Here is a 16015-nt window from a genome sequence, read left to right as displayed (position 1 = left end):
CCCTAGTACCGCGGCGCGGCGGCAGGCGGCGGCGGCGCGACCGGCATGCACAGACCGGTCTGGGTGTCGAGGTACTTACCGGCCACGCAGAACGGCGCGCAACCGTAGATCACGCCCGTCTGGCCGGGCGGGCATTGCGCGGTCCAGGTGGCAGGGGCGGTGAGCGCCGATGCCGCGAGCGGCGCGACCACGGTGGCGGCAGCGACGGCCGCAGCCGCCAGATATCGCGAAATCTGTTGCGTCACTTGGCTTCCTCTCAGCTCGGCATGCCCGTCGCCACCCGCGGAGCGTCCTTGCGTGGCGCGACGTCGAGTACCAGCTCGGCCACCCGGGCCCGGTGCGCTTCCGCGCTGCCGAGCAGGGCCGCGTCGGTGTAGGCCCGCTTGTAGTACAGATGCGCCTGATGTTCCCAGGTGAAGCCGATACCACCGTGTACCTGGATGGTGTCGGTCGCAACTCGAACGAGCGCCTCCGAACACGTCGCCTGTGCGATGCTCACCGCCAGGGCAGGGTCGTCGGACCCATCGGTGAGCGCCCACACCGCGTGGTAGGCCGTCGATCGGGCGTGCTCGAGCGCGACCAGGTCGTCGGCGAGCCTGTGCTTGACCGCCTGGAACGAGCCGATCGGCCTGCCGAACTGCAGCCGGTTCTTCGCGTAGTCGACGGTGAGGTCCAGCAGATGTTGTGCCGCGCCGACCTGCTCGACCGCCAGCAGCGCCGCGCCGATCTGGAGCGCATGGGTGATCACCCGTTCCGCCTCGGCGGGCCCGGCCACCAGCCTGGCCGGCGCATGGAACAGCCCGACGGTGGCCTGGGGCCGGGTCAGATCGAGCGTGGTCAGCGGAATGCGTTGCACGCCGATGTTGTCCGCCTCGATCGCGTAGAGGCCGAGGCCGTCGGGGCCGGCGGCGGCGACCAGGACGACGTCCGCGGCGCCTGCGTCGACCACCCGCTGGACCGTGCCGGTCAGGGTCCAGCCCTGGTCGGTGGGAATCGCTTCCACGGTGACGGCGTCGGCATCGAAGTCGCCGCCGGCGTCGGGGACGGCGAATGCCGCGGTGCGGATGCCCTCGATCAGCGGTGCCAGCAGATCACCCGGCTGCGACGACGCGACCAGCGCGGGGATCGCGAGATACACGGTGCCGAAAAGCGGGCCGCATGCCAGCGCGGCGCCGAGCTGCTCGACGGCGACCGCCTGGTCGACCAGCGTGCCGCCCGCGCCACCGTGGGACTCCGGAACCGACATCCCCAGCACGCCCAGCTCGGAGCCGAGCCTGGCCCAGACCTTCGGGTCGAACCGGGGCTCGGACGCCATCTGAGCGCGCACCGCGGTCTCGTCGATGTGGTCTGCACAGAATCTGCGCACCGCGGCGCGCAGCTGACCCTGCTCCTCGGTGAACACGTACTCAGCGCCCTGCGAATCAGCCACTTTGTCGGGCTGATCCGTAAGCTCCTCAGCCATCTTGTCGGGCTGATCCGCAAGCTCCTCAGCCATCTTGTCGGGCTGATCCGCAAGCTCCTCAGCCACGCGGCACCTCCTTCCACGGCATCCCCGCATCCGCGCGGAGGTCTCCCGGCAGGCCGAGCACCCGCTCGGCGAGAATGTTGCGCATCACCTCGGACGTTCCGCCCTCGATCGTGTTGGCGCGGCTGCGCAGGAACCGCTGCTGGATCGGTCCGCGCCAGTCCTGGGCGTCGCCATTCGAGGAAGTGTCCTGCATTCCGTAGCTGCCGTACAGAATCCCTTCGGGACCGAGCAGATCCATGCAGAACTCGTAGATGTGCTGGTTGAGCTCGGCTCCGACGAGCTTGCCGACCGAACCCTCCGGGCCGGGTCCGCCGACGGTCGCCGACGCCCTGGACCGCTCGGAGGTGAGCCGCTGCGCCTCGGCCCGGAGCCACAGCCTGGTCAGCCGGTCGCGCAACACCGGGGTGTGCAGGTCCGGGCGCGACGCCCACAGCGCGACCGCGTCCGAGACGGTGCCCGCCCCGCGCCTGCTGCCGCTGCCCCCGAGCGCGCTGCGCTCGTTCATCAGCGTGGTCATCGCGACCCGCCAGCCGTCGCCGACCGCGCCGAGCCGGTAGGCGTCGGGGATGCGGGCATCGGTCATGTAGACCTCGTTGAACTCCGCGTGCCCGGTGAGCTGCCGCAGCGGGCGGGTCTGCACGCCGTCGGCGTGCATGTCGATGACGAAGTACGTGAGGCCCTTGTGTTTGGGGACGTCGGGGTCGGTGCGCGCCAGCAGCAGCCCCCACTTGGCGCGGTGGGCGAGGCTGGTCCACACCTTCTGGCCGTTGACGACCCAGGTGTCACCGTCGAGGACGGCCGACGTGGCCAGCCCTGCGAGATCCGATCCGGCGCCGGGTTCGGAGAACAGCTGGCACCAGATCTCCTCGGTGGTCGCCAGCGGCCGCAGCAGCCGATGGCGGACTTCGTCGGTCTGGGCGTGCTCCCGCACCGTCGGGGCGGCCATGCCGTACCCCATCGGGTTCAGCCCCAGTGGGACCGGACCGCCGGCGCCCTGCAGGATGCGATCCGCAACCGCCTGCAGTCCGCGGGACAGGCCGAGGCCACCGAAGCCTTCGGGGAAGTGCACCCACGACAGTCCCGCGTCGAAGCAGGCGCCGAGGAATTCGGGAATCGGGACGGTCTTGGGGTCGTGTTCGTCGACCACCCGGCGGGCGGCGTCGGCAACCCGGTCGGCATCAGTGCCCATAGCTGCACACTAAATCAGTGCGCGCGCCGACCGACGGCCAACCGGCCGGTCGGAGGGCGAACGGTTCAGCCGCGGGTCAGGGCGAGGTGCTCGACGTGCGACCTGTGGTGACGCTGAAGCAGGTACCGGAGCCACCGGACATCAAGTAACACAGTGATCCTTACGCAGTCTTGGTCAGGAGGGGGAGCAGTTGCCGGCGTGCCACCATCGCGTCGGCGAAGTGGTTGAGCGCCTCGGGAACCGAGCCGGCGGCCGGGAACTCGATGCCGGCGTCCCGCAGTGTTTGCTCGACCGCACGGCTGGCGATCATCGACCAGTCCACGCCTGCCGAGGCGCAGACGTCGTCGATGGCAAACAGCAGCGAAATCGCTTCGCGGGTAAACGAATCGACGCCGGAGAGGTCGAGAACGAAGGGCTTCTCGGTGAGGATGAAGCGATCGACGTAGTGGCTGGCGGTCTCGACGTTGACGTCGTCGAGATGGCCGGAGATCGTCACGACGGTAGCCAACTGACGGCAGTGCGCCCGAATGTCGGCGCCATCGCAGTGAAACGTCGGATTGCCGTACATCGCAGCCTCCCTCGATCTAGAGCTCCCGTAGCCCGTCGGTGGGCTACACATGCTTCAAGGTAGTGAGGCAACTTAAGGCCGCTGGGTGTATCTACTAATACTTCGCTAAGAACCTCGTTACGGTCCGCCAGCAAACTCGTCGGTAACTTAGTCGCGGCGCTGTTGCTGCGCGCCGGTGTAGTTGTGCCACGGATTGTAGTCCGCCAGCAGCTCCTCCTGTGCGGGCCGCGCGTCCTCGGCGACGTGTTGCAGGTTGATCCGGATCCGGTACCAGATCGAGCTGGGGCCGCGCATGCCGTCGACGAGAACGTCTGCGGGCTCCAGCTTTTCGGCTGCAGCCGGATACTTGTCGCGCCACTGCTGCAGCGCCGCCATGGCCTCGTCTTTGGTCTTGGTCCGGGCGATCTCGATCAACGGCATGACCGAAACCCTGCGGCCGTCGGCTGACTTGCGGGCACCCCTGGGCGCCTTCTCGGCCGGCCCGAGCCGGTCGGCGAGGTCGAGCAAGGCCTCCAGGCCGCCCGCGGCATCGTCCATTCCCTCCCAGGGATCGCCGCGCTCGGAGAGCCGGCGCGGCACGGTGCGCACCGTGAACTCCTCGGGGCGGCAGTCGGCGACTTCGTCCCAGAACAGCGGCGTCGACACCCGCGCATCCGGGGTGGCCCGCACGGAGTACGCCGACGCCACGGTGCGGTCCTTGGCGTTCTGGTTGAAGTCGACGAACACACCCTGGCGTTCCTCCTTCCACCACCGCGCCGTCGCCGACTCCGGGGCCCGGCGTTCGACCTCGCGGGCAACGGTCTCGGCCGCCAGCCGGACGAGCTTGAACGGCCAGCGGCGGTGGATGCGCGCATAGATGTGGAAGCCACGCGAGCCGGACGTCTTCGGCCAGGCCACCAGGCCGTGGTCCTCCAGCACCTCCCGCGCCACGAACGCCACGTCGAGGATCTGGCGCCAGCCCACCCCGGGCATCGGGTCGAGGTCGACCCGCAATTCGTCGGGGTGCTCGAGGTCGTCGGCGCGCACCGGGTGCGGGTTCAGGTCGACGCAGCCGAGGTTCACCGCCCAGATCAGGCCGGCGGCGTCGTGCAGCACCGCCTCCTTGGCCGACGTGCCCGACGCGTACTTCAACTCGGCGACGTCGACGAAGTCCGGCCGCTTCTCCGGGGCCCGCTTCTGAAAGACGGCCTCCTGCTCGATGCCCTTGACGAACCGCTTCAGGATCATCGGACGATCCCGGACGCCGCGCAGCGCCCCGTCGGCGACGGCGGCGTAGTAGCGCATCAGGTCGAGCTTGGTGAGCCCGAGATCGCCGAACACCACCTTGTCCGGATTGGTGATCGGCACCTGCTCGCCGGCGATCTCGAACGACTCGCGAGCGGCCATCTCCTCATCGTAGGTTCCAGACCGCGCTGCGACCTCCGTCACATAAGGTTGACGTATGCCCAAGCTCAGCGATCTTCCGTTGCAGGCCGCCGCCAAGCTCCAGCAGACCGTCGGCACCTACCTGGAGCGGGGCTCGGCCGAGCTGCACTACGCACGCAAGATGTTCGAGGCGGGCGCACTGAAACTGGAGCCGCCGCAGGACATCGCCGCGTTCGTGGCGGACATGCGCCGCTGGGGCGAGTTCGGGATGATCCCGGCGCTCAACGCGCGTCGTTACCCGCACCGGGCGGCCGTCATCGACGACTTCGGCGAGATGACGTTCAAGGAACTGGACGACGCGGCCAACGCGGTGGCCAACGGGCTGCTCGCCAAGGGCGTCAAGGGCGGAGACGGGGTGGCGATCCTGGCCCGCAACCACCGGTGGTTCCTGGTGTCGGTGTACGCCGCAGGGAAGGTGGGCGCGCGAATCATCCTGCTCAACAGCGAGTTCTCCGGCCCGCAGATCAAGGAGGTCTCCGAGCGCGAGGGCGCCAAGCTCGTGATCTACGACGACGAGTACACCGCCGCCGTCGCGGCCGCCGAGCCCGAGCTCGGCAAGTTGCGTTCCCTGGGCGTGAACCCGGACAAGGAGGAGCCGTCGGGCAGCACCGACGAGACGCTGGAGGAGTTGATCGCGCGCACCACCTCGAACCCGCCGCCGAAGGCGACCAAACACTCGTCGATCATCATCCTGACCAGCGGCACCACCGGCACGCCGAAGGGTGCGAACCGCAGCGCGCCACCGTCTCTGGCGCCGATCGGCGGGATCCTGTCTTCGGTGCCGTTCAAGTCGCAGGAAGTGACGTCGCTGCCCGCGCCGATGTTCCACGCGCTGGGCTTCCTGCACGCGACGATCGCGATGATGCTGGGCACCACACTGGTGCTGCGCCGGCGGTTCAAGCCGGCCACCGTGCTGGCCGACATCGAGAAGCACAGGGCCACTGCGATCGTCGTGGTCCCGGTGATGCTGTCGCGGATGCTCGACGAGCTCGACAAGACCTCCCCGAAGCCGGACCTGTCGTCGCTGCGGATCGTGTTCGTGTCCGGCTCGCAGCTGGGCGCCGAACTGGCCACCAGGGCGCTCAAGGAACTCGGACCGGTCGTGTACAACCTCTACGGCTCCACCGAGGTGGCGTTTGCGACCATCGCAGGCCCACAACATCTTTCGATCAACCCGGCGACCGTGGGGCCGGTGGTCAAGGGGATGAAGGTCAGGATCCTCGACGACAACGGCAATGATGTGCCGCGCGGTCAGGTCGGCCGGATCTTCGTCGGCAACTTCTTCCCGTTCCAGGGCTACACCGGCGGCGGCGGTAAGCAGATCATCGACGGGCTGCTGTCCTCGGGCGACGTGGGTTACTTCGACGAGAACGACCTGCTCTACGTCAGCGGCCGCGACGACGAGATGATCGTCTCCGGCGGTGAGAACGTGTTCCCCGCCGAGATCGAGGACCTCGTCAGCGGCCACCCCGAGGTGGTGGAGGCCACCGCGATCGGGGTGGAGGACAAGGAGTGGGGCGCCCGGCTGCGCTGCTTTGTCGTCAAGGTCGAGGGCGCGGCGGTCGACGAGGACGCGATCAAGGCGTACGTGCGGGACAACCTGGCCCGCTACAAGGTGCCGCGCGAGGTGGTCTTCCTCGACGAGCTGCCGCGCAACCCCACGGGCAAGATCCTCAAGCGCCAACTGCGCGAGATGGAGATCCCGGACTAACCCCGCGAGCGGGCGTGTCTGCGGGCGCCACGCCGTCAGATCTCGCGATTTCGCGCACGCTCGCGGAATACTCGGCGGCCGGCGGTCGTCGTACCCGTGCGTGAAAATCGATCTGACAGGTAAGACCGCTCTCGTCACCGGCTCGACCCAGGGAATCGGTCTCGCGATCGCCCGGTCGCTGGCCGCCTCCGGAGCGCGCGTCGCAGTGAACGGACGCAGCCGGGACCGGGTCGACGAGGCCGTGGCGACACTCGACGGCGATGTCGTCGGCGTCGCGGCCGACGTCGCCGACGCGGCAGGCGCGCAGGCCTTGGCCGCGGAACTCCCGCACATCGACATCCTGGTCAACAACCTCGGCATCTTCGGCGCGGTGCCGGCGCGCGAGATCACCGACGACCAGTGGCGCAGCTATTTCGAGGTCAACGTGCTCGCCGCCGCGCGGCTCATCCGGCACTATCTGCCCGGCATGGTGGATCGCGGGTGGGGCCGGGTGCTGCAGATCGCCAGCGATTCGGCGATCGTCATCCCGGAGGAGATGATCCATTACGGGGTGTCCAAGACCGCGCTGCTGGCCCTGTCGCGGGGTTTCGCCAAGGACGCGTCGGGCACCGGCGTCACCGTCAACTCCGTCATCGCCGGACCCACCCACACCGCAGGGGTGGAGGACTTCGTCTACCAGCTGGTCGACAAATCGCTGCCCTGGGAGCAGGCGCAGCGCGAGTTCATGCGGTTACACCGGCCGCAGTCGCTGATCGAGCGCCTCATCGGGCCCGAGGAGATCGCCAACATGGTCACCTACCTGGCGTCGCCACTGGCGTCGGCGACGACCGGTGGCGCACTGCGCGTCGACGGCGGCTACGTCGACGCGATCCTGCCCTGATCTCGCGCTCGATCGGGAACACCCGGCGCGCGTCAGGGTTTGCTCCCACCCCGGTGCCTGGTGCGCGAGCGTTCGAGTCGGGCTGAGGCCGGTGTCGCGTAGGCAGGTGGCGCGGATCGTGAACACCCACCGAAATCTTGTGGCTGTGTCGCCTGAAACCAAGACGCGGCTCTGACGATGGCGTCAGAATCGGCGCGTGAAGTCACTGTGCCACTGGCCGCTGCGCGGCAGAATCGCGATTCCGGCCTACCGGTCTGCGGGCGTCGCCGGGTGCACATTGCTGGCTGAGCCCGCGCCGGCGACCGCCGATGTGTGCGCCGGAGTGGGCGGGCGCATCAGTGTCAGCGGCTGCGTGTAACCACTGCGGACAGGAGATCTGATGCGGCTCGTGGTGGACCTCAACCGATGCCAGGGATATGCGCAGTGCGTCCCGCTGGCTCCCGAGGTGTTGAAGATGCTTGGCGAGGAGGCCCTGGCCTACGACCCGAACCCCGATGTCTCCCAACGACAACGTGTGCTGCGGGCTGCCGCATCCTGCCCGGTGCAGGCGATCGTCGTCGAGGCTGACCCGCCCGAGGATCGGGACAGTCTGTGACGGTCGAACTGATCGGCGAACTCGTCGACTCGTTCCGCAGAACCGGCCGCATCGTCATCGTCGGAGCCTCGCTGGCCGGGTTGCGCGCGGCAGAAGCGCTGCGCGACGGCGGGTTCAGCGGCTCGTTGACGATCATCGGCGACGAACCACATGAGCCCTATGACCGGCCGCCGCTGTCCAAACAGGTCCTCAAAGGCTGGGTGCCGGCCGACCACACGAAGCTGCCGCGGCTGCGCCGGGTGGACGCGGACTGGCGACTCGGTGTCGCCGCGACCGGTCTGGACCGCCGCGCCAAACGCGTTCTGCTGGCGGACGGTTCGGCGGTGGAGTACGACCGGCTGCTGATCGCCACCGGGGTGCGGGCCCGGCAGTGGCCGAATCCGGATGAGGCGGCGCTGGACGGCGTGTTCACGCTGCGCACCCGGGACGACGCCGCCGCATTGCAGGCGGCGCTGCACGCGCGGCCGAACCGGGTGCTCGTCGTCGGCTCCGGATTCATCGGGTCCGAGATGGCCTCGGTGTGCCGCGAACTCGACCTTGCCGTCACGGTCGCCGAACGCGGTCCGGCACCGCTGGTCGGAGCGCTGGGCGGGGTGATCGGCGAGTTGGCCGCCGCGATGCAACGCGATGCCGGTGTCGACCTGCGCACCGGGGTGTCGGTGCTCGGACTCGACGGTGACGACACCGGTCACGTGCGCAGCGCGCGGCTGTCCGACGGGACCACGCTGCCCGTCGACGTGGTGGTGGCGTCGTTGGGATCGATCCGCAATGTCGAATGGCTCGACGACGCCGGGCTGGCGACGGGATTCTGGGGAGTGGCCTGCGATGCCGGCTGCCGCGCCTTCGACGTCAACGGTGTGGTCACCGACAACATCTTCGTCGCCGGCGATGTGGCCCGGGCGCCACACGTGCTCTACGAGTACCAGTTCATGTCGCTGGAACACTGGGACAACGCCGTCTCGGGCGGTGAGGTCGCGGCGAACAACATGATCAACCTGGAGACCGGCCGGCGCCCGCACCTGCCCTTGCCGTCGTTCTGGTCCGGTCAGTTCGGGGTGAACATCAAGGGTGTCGGGGTCTGCTCGTTCGGCGACGAGATCGTGTTCACCCAAGGCTCGCCCGGGGAGTACCGGTTCGCGGCGGCGTACGGCCGGCGCGGACGCATCGTCGGCGCGGTCACCTTCAACCACGGCAAGTGGCTGCCCTATTACGCCGATCTGATCGAGCGCTCGGCGCCGTTCCCCCCGCCCCCGCCCGGCTTCGACCGGCCGGTCCTCGGCGAGCCCATGCCGGCGCGTTTCCCCGACCCCCGCGTGCCCACCGGGATTCCCGACGTGGTTCTCACCGGGCACGACCCGACCGACCGCGGCGCAGAATTCCTGCGCCGATGATGCCCGAGGAAACCCGATGACGACCGCATCGCAGGCCTGGGCGCAGGCGATGGCCTTCGCCCACCGCGCCGACCCCTACCCGTTCTTCGCCGAGCTGCGCAAGACGCCCGTGGCGCGGGTCGCCGACGACCTCTACGTCGTGACCGGGTACTACGAGCTGCTCGCGCTGGCTCACGACCCGCGAGTGAGCTCCGATTTCCGGCGCAGTCCGCTGAGCTCCGACCGGGCACCGGCCGAACCCGCCGACGACGTCGGCGCCTACGGATCGGAACCCAGCCTGATCGTCACCGACCCGCCCAGCCACGACAGGGCGCGCCGCCAGGTCAGCCGTCACTTCGCGCCGCCGCACTCACCCGACCTGATCCCGAGCATGGAGCCTGCCGTCGTCGCGCTGTGTAACGACCTGCTCGACACAGCGAAGGCCAACGGGCGCACCAGGATCGACGTTGTCGACGACTACGCCTACCCCGTGCCCGTCATGGTGATCTGCAAGATCCTCGGAGTGCCACTGGAGGACGAGCCGAGGTTCCACGCCTGGATATTCGACATGCTCGCCGGCGTGGACCTCGGTCCCGACGCCACCACCGACGAGGGCCAGGGCAGAGCCGCGAGGGCACGCGACGCCCAGGCGGCGCTGCGCGACTATCTGGCCGGCCTGATCGAGGGCTACCGCGGTGCCGGCGGCGACGGCCTGCTGTCCGCACTGGTCAACGACGCCTCCGGTCCCGACGGCGCGATGCCGCCCGGTCAGGTGCTCGCCAACGCGGTGCTGCTGCTCATCGCCGGACACGACTCGACGGTCAACACCATCTCCAACTGCGTGCTGACCTTCCTGCGCAACCCCGGCACCGTCGAACTGCTGCGTGACCGCCCGGAACTGATCCCCCGTGCGATCGAGGAGGTGCAGCGCCTGCAGTCGGCCGTGCAGTTCTTCCCCAGTCGGAGCGCCACCGCCGACATCGAGGTGGGCGGCACCGTGATCCCCGAGGGCGCCGCGGTCCACCTGATGTACGGCGCAGCGAACCGCGATCCCCGCCGGTTCGCCGACCCCGACACGTTCGACATCTTCCGGCCGGACAACGAGCACTTCGGTTGGGGCAGTGGCATTCACACCTGTGTCGGAGGTCCGCTGGCGCGGCTGGAGGTGAACCTCGCGCTGGAGATCTTCCTGCGGCGCGTGCACCGGCCGCGGCTGGTCAGCGACCCTCCGCCGTACCGGCAGAGTCAGATCTTCCGCGGGCCGCGTCACGTGCTCGTCGACGTCGAGGCCATCGGCGACTGACGGGCGGCTCGTGCCTCGTTCGGCGGCTAGTTCGAGAACGCCGCGCCGCCGGGGACCGCCAGCGTCAGCAGCATCAGCAGGAGCAGGAACCAGCCGGCGCCCTGCCACGCGGTCCAGCCGCCGCCGCCTTTCCACTGCCGGTAAGTACGCAGCAGCGCGCCGACGCCGCCGGCGAACAGGAACACCGGAACCAGCGCGGCACTGAACACCGAGCTGCGGTCACCGAACGCGTAGACCGCGAACGCGATCGCCGCCAGCACGACGACCACGAACGTGTAGATCACCGCGGCGCGGTACTCCCCGGGCCGGCTGAACCGTTTCTCGACGAAATCACGATCGTTGGACATCACGGGAGGGGTTCCCGCTCTCGCGCCGCGGAAACCCGGTTTACGGGTCGCGCGGCAGCCCGAGCAGTCGCTCGGCGATGATGTTCAGCTGTACCTCGGAGGTGCCGCCGTAGATCGTGGTCGAGCGGCTGGCCAGCAGGTACTCGGCCCAGCGGCCGGTGACCTGGTCCGGCTCCCCGACGACGGCGTCGGTGCCGAACGAGGACACCGCGAACTCGGCGTAACCCTGCCCGGTCTTCATGGACAGCAGCTTCGAGATCGCCGCCGCGGGCATCGGGTCCCCACCGGCCAGCGTCAGCAGCGTGGACCGCATGTTCAGAACCTTGGCGGCGTGGCCCTCGGCGATCAGCACACCGGCATGGTTCTGCGCGATCTGGTCGAACTGTCCCTCACCGAGGAACTCGACGAACTTGTCCAGGCTGGGCAGGAACGGCGGCTCACTGCTGCCGATCGACACCCTCTCGTTGGTCAGCGTGTTGCGGCTGACCTCCCAGCCGCGGTTCACCTCGCCGAGCACCATCTCGTCGGGGACGAACACGTCGTCGATGAACACGGTGTTGAACATCGCGTTGCCGGTGAGCTCACGCAGCGGCTTGACCTCCACGCCCGCGCTCTTCATGTCGAGCAGGAAGTAGGTGATGCCGGCATGCTTGGGTGCGCTCGGGTCGGTGCGCGCGAGCAGCGCACCCCATTCGGAATACTGCGCTCCGGTGGTCCAGATCTTCTGGCCGGTGATGCGCCAGCCGCCGTCGACCTTGGTGGCCTTGGTGGTCAGGCTGGCCAGGTCGGACCCGGCGCCGGGCTCGGAGAACAGCTGGCACCAGATCATCTCGCCGCGGAACGTCGGCGGGAGGAAACGCTGCTTCTGCTCGTCGGTGCCGAACGCGACGATCGACGGGATGATCCAGGCCGCGATGCCCATCTGGGGCCGCTTGACCCGGCCGGACGAGAACTCCTGGGCGATGATGATCTGCTCGATCGGGCTGGATGCCCGCCCCCACGGCACCGGTAGGTGCGGCTGGACCCATCCGGCCTCGGCGATCGCGGCGGCCCGCTGCTCCCGCGGAATCTCCTTCAGCGCAGCCACTTCCGCGCGGATCTCGGCGCGCAGCTTCTCCGTCTCCGGATCCAGGTCGATGTTCAGGGCCCGCATCCCGGTCGTGGTGGCGAGGTCGACCACCCGCTGCGGGTAGTCCGAGGCGCGACCGAACGACGCCGCCAGCACCAGCGCCCGGCGGTAGTAGACGTTGGTGTCGTGCTCCCAGGTGAAGCCGATACCGCCGTGCACCTGGATGCAGTCCTGGGTGCAGTGCTGCGCGGCGACGGGGGCCAGCGTCGCGGCCACGGCGGCGGCGAATTCGTAGGAGCTGTCCGGGTTCTCGCGCACTCCGGCGTCATCGCCGGCTCCGCAGGCCTCGTCGAGGGCGCGGGCGGCATCCCAGACGGCGGCGGTGGCCCGCTCGGTCTCGGCGATCATGTTCGCGCACTTGTGCTTGATGGCCTGGAACTGGCCGATCGGGCGGCCGAACTGTTCACGGATCTTGGCGTAGGCCGCGGCGGTGTCGGTGGCCCACCGGGCGACCCCGATGGCCTCCGCGGACAACAGCGTCGACATCAGCGCCCGGGCGTGGCCACGGCTCAGGTTGGCCAGCACCCGGTCGTCGCCGACCTCGACGGCGTTGGCGCGCACATGTGCCACCGGCCGCAACGGGTCGACGCTGCGCACCGGTTCGATCTCCAGCGAGGCGGCGTCGAGCACCACCCATTCCTCGCCGGACTCGATCGCGACGGGGAGCACCAGCAGTGACGCCTGCGCGGCGGCGGGCACGGCCCGGACCTCACCGCGGATCACCAGCTTGTCCCCGTGCCGGGTCGCCGTCAGTCCGGAGTCGATCGCGTAGGCCGCGATGAGCTCACCGGAGGCGAGATCGCCGAGTACCGCGGCATCGGGGTCGTTCGCGGCGATCAGCGCGCTGGCGATGGCCGACGGGACGAACGGTCCCGGCACCGCGCCGTAACCGAATTCGGCCACCACGACGGCCAACTCGAGGATGCCGAAACCCTGCCCGCCGACCGACTCGGCGAGGTGCACCCCCTGCAGGCCCTGCTCGGCCGCGGGCTTCCAATAAGGCGGCGGGTTGGGGACCGGGTTCTCCAGGGCGTCGTGCAGAACCTCCGACGGAGCGACGCGCTCGACGAACGAGCGAACCGAATCGGCCAGATCGTTGTGCTCTTCAAGAATGGCGATGGGCATGGCTGCTACACCTCTCCACTACGTCGTGGCTAGCTAACCGGTTGGTTGGGACCGAGGTTACCCGGCGACATCGTTCACCACGTTGACGAGGTTGCGCCCGTCACGCAATCGTTCGCAATTGTCGACGGCGAACTCGAGATAGCGGCGCATGGTGTCGGCGGTGTACCAGGTCACGTGTGGGGTGAGCACCACATTGGGCAGGCGCAGCAACGGGTTGTCGGCGGGTACCGGCTCGACGGCGAACACGTCGAGTCCGGCCGCGGCGAGTTTTCCGGTGCGCAGCGCGTCGGCGAGCGCCTCCTCGTCGACGATCGGCCCGCGAGAAGTGTTGACCAGCACCGCATCGGATTTCATGCGGGCCAGCGCATCGCGGCCCAGTAATCCGGCGGTGGCGTCGGTGAGCGGCAGGTGCAGCGAGACGATGTCGCAGGCGGACAGCAGGTCGGGCAGGCTGCGCCAACCCGCGCTGCCGTCGTCCCTGGTGCTGGTGTGGATCACGTCGGCGCCCATCGCCACCAGGATGCGCTCCACCTGCTTGGCGATGTTGCCGTAGCCGACCAGCCCGACCGTGCAGCCGCCGATGTCGCGAACCGTTTCGCCCAGCGTGGGATCCGACGGCCAGCCGCGGCCTTCGCGGGTGGCCCGGTCGAGTACGGGGAGCCGGCGCAGCGCGGCCAGCATGAGCAGCAGCGTGCCCTCGGCGACCGACTCCGCGTTCGCGCCGGGCATGTTCGCGACCGCCACGCCGCGCGCTGTCGCGGCGTCCACGTCGATGGTGTTGACGCCCGCGCCTAGCTTGTGGACCAGCCGCAGCCGCGGCGCCCTGGCCAGATCCTCCCCGGAAAGCGGCCGCAGTACATGCCAGATCACCTCGGCGTCGGCCAGTTCCCGGTAGAAGGTGTCGTCGTCGTCTTCGGCGCAGAATCGGACATCAAGCCAATCACGGCACGGCGCAAGGAATTCGATGACCTTGCTGTCGGGTCCACCCGGAACGAAATGCGCGAGCACCCTCACCAGCGGCGCGTGATCCACTTGGCGATGGTATCGGCCTTCTCCGACCGCGCGCCCGGGGTGGTGAAGTAATGGTCGGTGTCCACCGAGCGCATCGTCTTGTCGGCGCTGCCGAGGGCGTCGTGGATGCGCCGCGCGTCGGAGGGATACACGCCGGTGTCCTGTTCGGCGTTGATCACCAGCGCCGGACAGGTGATGCGCGCCAGATGCGGTTCGGCGCGCGTCTGCGCGTGGCGCAGGCTCCACATCCCGAGCCAGTTGCGCAGGGTGCAGGCCGCTGCGATCCCGTGCGTGGACCGGTTCGCCTTGGCCGGTACGCCCGCGTAACACATGTTGGCCGGGCGCTTGGTCGGTTCCAGGGCGGGATCCACCATGCGTGGATCGGCCCAGGTGCGCATCACCGTGAACGGCCGGTCGGAGAAGCCCGCGGCCCGGACGCGGGCCAGTTCCGCCTCCGCCCAGTCGGTGATGGCCTCGTTGCGCGCGACCTGGGCCGCCCGGTAGCGAGCGACGAACTCGGCGTCGTAGCCGGGGCCGTTGCGTTCGTTGAACAGATCCAGATCGGGATCGGTTGCCACCGCGTCGTTCTCGTCGATCACAGAGGCGTCCATCCATGCGGTGAGCACGTCGGGGCGGCCAGGATGCGCGGCGCTGGCGACGTACCCGTCGGCGGGTGGCAGGTCGTCGAGGCCCGCCGCCGGCCGCATGCCGTCCAGCGGGGTGACGTGCTTGTCGACGGCATTGGCCTGGTACGCGGCCATCAACGAGCCGCCGCCCGAATTGCCGAGCAGGATCACGGTTTCGACGCCCTGCACCTCACGCAGCCAGCGCACACCGACACCGATGTCGACAAGCGCGTGGTCGAGCAGGAAGCTGCTCTCGAATCCACGGTAGCGGGTGTTCCAGCCCAGGAAGCCGATGCCGCGGGTGGCCATGTAGTCGGCCAGATAGTGCTCGGAGAAGTCGATCTGGTAGTGCGCCGCGATCATCGCCACCTTGGGCTTGCGGCCCATGCCGCGGTGGTAGATGCCTTGGCAGGGATGCCCGCCCGAGCCTGCGCGCCGTGCGGTGGACGAGTCCAGCCCGAGGAATTCCCGGGTGACACCCGGCATCTGGGTGGCTGCGGTGCGGGTCATGGCTGTCCGTTCTCCGGGTAGTAGATGGTCCGGTAGAAGATGTCGGCGAGGGTCTTGATGCATGCCTCGTCGTCGATGTCGGCGCTTGCGTCGGCGTTCACCCCGGAGAGCTGGGTGTAGCAGAACTGGTTGAGCATCGACACCAGGGCCACCGCCACCAGGCGGGCGTCGTCTTCGGGGCAGAATCCTTCTCGCTGAGCCTGTTTCACCAGGGAGGTGATCAATGCGATCGGCAGCGAACAGATTTCGTTCCAGTATTCGGCGAAGTCGTCGCTGATCATCGCCATCTGGCTCACGGCGATGATCTCGGCGAGCCGGTTGCGGTAGGTGTTCCAATGCGCGGCAGCCGCCTGGTACGAGCGCTCCCAGTTGCTCAGTCCCGGTCGCGCCGCCGACACCGAACGGGTGCGCGCCTCGTCACGGAAGCGCACCGCCCATTCGCGGACCATCGCCTCCTTGGAGTCGTAGTAGTTGTAGAACGACGCCGTGGACCGGCCCGCCTCGCCCGCGATGTCGGCGACGGTGGTGGCCAGGATCCCTTTGCGCGCGATGACGGAGCGTGCCGCCATGTCGATCGCGGCCTGGGTCTGGCGGCCGCGCACCGTCGGCAGCTCTTCGCGGGGACTGATACTCACTCGCGCTGCACTCCTTGCGGTCATTGATCTGAAACTGAACCTGATGTTAGATTCAGTTTCACA

16 protein-coding genes are annotated in these 16015 nt (G+C 68.9%); 6 read left to right on the top strand and 10 right to left on the bottom strand.

What is annotated here, in order from left to right; translation table 11 throughout:
* Positions 1–2 precede the first annotated feature (2 nt).
* From BN976_RS03935 to BN976_RS03915, 5 genes are all read right to left on the bottom strand, one after another.
* On the bottom strand, positions 3–245 hold the full coding sequence (locus BN976_RS03935; RefSeq protein ID WP_036368107.1) for a hypothetical protein: 243 nt from the start codon (positions 243–245) through the stop codon (positions 3–5).
* 11 nt (positions 246–256) lie between these two features.
* Complete coding sequence (locus tag BN976_RS03930; protein ID WP_011777714.1) at positions 257–1429, bottom strand: acyl-CoA dehydrogenase family protein; 1173 nt, start codon at positions 1427–1429, stop codon at positions 257–259.
* A gap of 91 nt (positions 1430–1520) precedes the next feature.
* A complete protein-coding gene (locus BN976_RS03925) occupies positions 1521–2717 on the bottom strand; it encodes an acyl-CoA dehydrogenase family protein (RefSeq protein ID WP_011777715.1) in 1197 nt (398 codons plus the stop codon).
* 160 nt (positions 2718–2877) lie between these two features.
* Positions 2878–3285 carry an STAS domain-containing protein gene (locus tag BN976_RS03920; protein WP_036368105.1) on the bottom strand — a complete coding sequence of 136 codons (408 nt, stop codon included), beginning with the start codon at positions 3283–3285 and terminating at the stop codon, positions 2878–2880.
* A 147-nt stretch (positions 3286–3432) separates the two neighbouring features.
* Complete coding sequence (locus BN976_RS03915) at positions 3433–4671, bottom strand: DNA polymerase domain-containing protein (RefSeq protein ID WP_036368102.1); 1239 nt, start codon at positions 4669–4671, stop codon at positions 3433–3435.
* Between the two features lie 55 nt (positions 4672–4726).
* Between BN976_RS03915 and fadD2 the strand changes: the two genes are divergently transcribed.
* From fadD2 to BN976_RS03890, 6 genes are all read left to right on the top strand, one after another.
* The gene (gene fadD2, locus BN976_RS03910) at positions 4727–6421 is read left to right on the top strand and encodes a long-chain-fatty-acid--CoA ligase FadD2 (protein ID WP_036368099.1); all 1695 of its coding nucleotides are present in this window, start codon (positions 4727–4729) and stop codon (positions 6419–6421) included.
* A gap of 100 nt (positions 6422–6521) precedes the next feature.
* Complete coding sequence (locus BN976_RS03905; RefSeq protein WP_036368097.1) at positions 6522–7301, top strand: SDR family NAD(P)-dependent oxidoreductase; 780 nt, start codon at positions 6522–6524, stop codon at positions 7299–7301.
* 196 nt (positions 7302–7497) lie between these two features.
* Positions 7498–7659, top strand: a complete 162-nt coding sequence (locus BN976_RS33720) for a hypothetical protein (protein ID WP_158497995.1) — start codon at positions 7498–7500, stop codon at positions 7657–7659.
* Between the two features lie 21 nt (positions 7660–7680).
* Positions 7681–7896, top strand: coding sequence for a ferredoxin (locus tag BN976_RS03900; RefSeq protein ID WP_011777720.1), 216 nt, complete (start codon positions 7681–7683; stop codon positions 7894–7896).
* Positions 7893–9287 (top strand): NAD(P)/FAD-dependent oxidoreductase, encoded by a 1395-nt coding sequence (locus BN976_RS03895; RefSeq protein ID WP_011777721.1) that lies wholly within the window; start codon positions 7893–7895, stop codon positions 9285–9287. The genes BN976_RS03900 and BN976_RS03895 overlap by 4 nt, the downstream gene beginning before the upstream one ends.
* 16 nt (positions 9288–9303) lie before the next feature.
* Positions 9304–10569, top strand: a complete 1266-nt coding sequence (locus BN976_RS03890) for a cytochrome P450 (RefSeq protein ID WP_036368095.1) — start codon at positions 9304–9306, stop codon at positions 10567–10569.
* 26 nt (positions 10570–10595) lie between these two features.
* Here the strand turns inward: BN976_RS03890 and BN976_RS03885 are convergent, their stop codons facing one another.
* The 5 genes from BN976_RS03885 to BN976_RS03865 are packed head-to-tail and all read right to left on the bottom strand — an operon-like array spanning position 10596 to position 15952.
* On the bottom strand, positions 10596–10916 hold the full coding sequence (locus BN976_RS03885; protein WP_011777723.1) for a hypothetical protein: 321 nt from the start codon (positions 10914–10916) through the stop codon (positions 10596–10598).
* Positions 10917–10956: 40 nt separating this feature from the next.
* The gene (locus BN976_RS03880; protein WP_011777724.1) at positions 10957–13170 is read right to left on the bottom strand and encodes an acyl-CoA dehydrogenase family protein; all 2214 of its coding nucleotides are present in this window, start codon (positions 13168–13170) and stop codon (positions 10957–10959) included.
* A 57-nt stretch (positions 13171–13227) separates the two neighbouring features.
* A complete protein-coding gene (locus BN976_RS03875; RefSeq protein WP_011777725.1) occupies positions 13228–14184 on the bottom strand; it encodes a 2-hydroxyacid dehydrogenase in 957 nt (318 codons plus the stop codon).
* On the bottom strand, positions 14181–15317 hold the full coding sequence (locus BN976_RS03870; RefSeq protein WP_011777726.1) for an alpha/beta fold hydrolase domain-containing protein: 1137 nt from the start codon (positions 15315–15317) through the stop codon (positions 14181–14183). The genes BN976_RS03875 and BN976_RS03870 overlap by 4 nt, the downstream gene beginning before the upstream one ends.
* On the bottom strand, positions 15314–15952 hold the full coding sequence (locus BN976_RS03865; RefSeq protein WP_036368093.1) for a TetR/AcrR family transcriptional regulator: 639 nt from the start codon (positions 15950–15952) through the stop codon (positions 15314–15316). Before BN976_RS03865 ends, BN976_RS03870 begins: the two co-directional genes overlap by 4 nt.
* Positions 15953–16015 lie beyond the last annotated feature (63 nt).

This window comes from Mycolicibacterium austroafricanum (assembly GCF_000612725.1).
Classification (GTDB): domain Bacteria; phylum Actinomycetota; class Actinomycetes; order Mycobacteriales; family Mycobacteriaceae; genus Mycobacterium; species Mycobacterium austroafricanum.
This window is presented reverse-complemented; position numbering and strand designations above follow the sequence as displayed.

Coding starts and splice junctions, on each gene's coding strand:
- BN976_RS03925 (WP_011777715.1), bottom strand. CDS start 2,717: ATGGGCACTGATGCCGACCGGGTTGCCGACGCCGCCCGCCGGGTGGTC.
- BN976_RS03900 (WP_011777720.1), top strand. CDS start 7,681: ATGCGGCTCGTGGTGGACCTCAACCGATGCCAGGGATATGCGCAGTGC.
- BN976_RS03880 (WP_011777724.1), bottom strand. CDS start 13,170: ATGCCCATCGCCATTCTTGAAGAGCACAACGATCTGGCCGATTCGGTT.
- fadD2 (WP_036368099.1), top strand. CDS start 4,727: ATGCCCAAGCTCAGCGATCTTCCGTTGCAGGCCGCCGCCAAGCTCCAG.
- BN976_RS03890 (WP_036368095.1), top strand. CDS start 9,304: ATGACGACCGCATCGCAGGCCTGGGCGCAGGCGATGGCCTTCGCCCAC.
- BN976_RS03915 (WP_036368102.1), bottom strand. CDS start 4,671: ATGGCCGCTCGCGAGTCGTTCGAGATCGCCGGCGAGCAGGTGCCGATC.
- BN976_RS03870 (WP_011777726.1), bottom strand. CDS start 15,317: ATGACCCGCACCGCAGCCACCCAGATGCCGGGTGTCACCCGGGAATTC.
- BN976_RS03920 (WP_036368105.1), bottom strand. CDS start 3,285: ATGTACGGCAATCCGACGTTTCACTGCGATGGCGCCGACATTCGGGCG.
- BN976_RS03885 (WP_011777723.1), bottom strand. CDS start 10,916: ATGTCCAACGATCGTGATTTCGTCGAGAAACGGTTCAGCCGGCCCGGG.